Consider the following 1,771-nt stretch of genomic DNA (forward strand, 5'->3'; position numbering starts at 1 on the left):
CCGCCTAAAAGATCCTTGAGCGCATCCTGGATGTCTTCAGCAGACTGGATATCGTACTCTTCCAGGAGCTGATGGATGATGTTTCGTTTTCCTTCTGTCATTTGTACACGATGTACAGGTTTCTTTTGTCTTGCCATAATAAAAGGCCCTCCTAATGATATTTATTGTATCATAGAAGAACCTTATAAACATTATTTTACAGAAAAAGTTTCATACTCTCGGCGAATTATGGTCATCTTGAGGTTCCACGCCCGAAACAGGACGTGGTTCCCATTGACATTGTTCCGGATCATATTCCGGAACAGCATACCGCATCGCAGATGCTAAATTCGAGCCTTGACAATCCACATACGATTGAAGTTTCTATGAAGGATATCACAGTCCGCATCAGCAACGATGCGGATCCTGTTCTGCTCACCAGGACTTTTCGCATGCTTCAGGAGTTTTCATGTTAGGTGATATTTCCGGACTTGAGAAGATCTACATTGTCTGTGGCTACACGGATATGAGGAAATCTATTGACGGACTCTGCACCGTTATCGAAGACCAGCTTAAGATGGATCCGTCGTCCAGTGCTCTCTTCCTTTTCTGTGGAAGAAGACGGGATAGGATCAAAGCCTTGTTCCGCGAACCGGATGGCTTCGTTCTGATCTATAAGCGATTGTCTGTCCGCGGCGGTTATCAATGGCCCAGAAAGCAGTCAGAGGTCCGGAATCTTTCCTGGCGGGAGTTTGACTGGCTGATGTCCGGGATTGATATTGACCAGCCCAAAGCCCTCAAAGCAGAATAAAAAGCTCGTGGATCCTGGCAGAAATCCTACATGGAAAAATCTGGAAATTCCTTGTAAATCCGGCATTTTTCAGGCGTTGTTTTCCTTTAGTAAAAATCCCATTTCTGGTATAATAAAGGAATCAAATCCGAGGAGAGAAACGATGGCTTCCAGTGCAAAAGATATCCAGCTTCGAGAGCTGAAAGATACCGTATCACAACTGAAAACAATGATAGCGGAGCAGACGGAACTGATCAAAGCTCTCCGTCTTATTATTGACGAAAAAACCAGTCATGAGAAAGCTCTTCAGGAACAGGTAGATTATCTGACAAAAAAACTCTTTGGTCCCTCCAGCGAGAGAAGATCTGATGATATTCCGGGACAGCAGAATCTCTTCGATGAAGCAGAAGTGGAACAGGATCCATCCCTGTTGGAAGGCGAAACGGTAATCTGGGAGCATACCCGTAAAAAGAAGGCAGCACATGAGGAACTCTTCAAAGGCCTGAAAGTTGAAAAAGTAGTGGTCCCACTTCCGGAAGAGGATCAGATCTGTCCGGTATGTGGTACGCAGATGGTCCTGATCGGCGAGGAATATGTCCGCCGGGAACTGAAATTCATTCCTGCCACCTGTAAAGTGATCGAATACTACAGCCAGAGCTATGGATGCCCCTCCTGCAAGGAAGGACTCGGCGATACAGAAAAGCCTGTGATCGTAAAGTCTCAGGTTCCGCCGGCTCTGCTTGGAAAAGGACCTGCATCAGCATCTGCAGCTGCATGGACTATGTACCAGAAGTATGCCAACGGGCTTCCACTTTACCGGCAGGAAAAGGACTGGAAGCAGTATGGGGTGCAGATCAGCCGGACGACCCTTGCAAACTGGATCATCTACTGTTCAAAGAACTATTTTCAGCCAATGTACGATTACTTTCATCGGGAGCTGCTGAAACGTAGTAAACGGTAGAATACGAGTACCTTTTTATTCACTTCAAGTTATGCCATAAT

At 45.9% G+C, this 1,771-nt stretch carries 2 protein-coding genes; both read left to right on the forward strand.

Features of this window, described 5'->3' with window-relative positions; translation table 11 throughout:
- Positions 1-448 precede the first annotated feature (448 nt).
- A complete protein-coding gene (gene tnpB / locus DWZ44_RS17975; protein WP_117805438.1) occupies positions 449-790 on the forward strand; it encodes an IS66 family insertion sequence element accessory protein TnpB in 342 nt (113 codons plus the stop codon).
- A 142-nt stretch (positions 791-932) separates the two neighbouring features.
- Positions 933-1,730 (forward strand): IS66 family transposase, encoded by a 798-nt coding sequence (locus DWZ44_RS17980; RefSeq protein ID WP_243002167.1) that lies wholly within the window; start codon positions 933-935, stop codon positions 1,728-1,730.
- The last annotated feature ends 41 nt before the right edge of the window (positions 1,731-1,771 follow it).

The sequence above is a fragment of the Blautia sp. AF32-4BH genome, from assembly GCF_003460565.1.
Lineage (GTDB): Bacteria > Bacillota > Clostridia > Lachnospirales > Lachnospiraceae > Fusicatenibacter > Fusicatenibacter saccharivorans.

Coding starts and splice junctions, on each gene's coding strand:
- tnpB (WP_117805438.1), top strand. CDS start 449: ATGTTAGGTGATATTTCCGGACTTGAGAAGATCTACATTGTCTGTGGC.
- DWZ44_RS17980 (WP_243002167.1), top strand. CDS start 933: ATGGCTTCCAGTGCAAAAGATATCCAGCTTCGAGAGCTGAAAGATACC.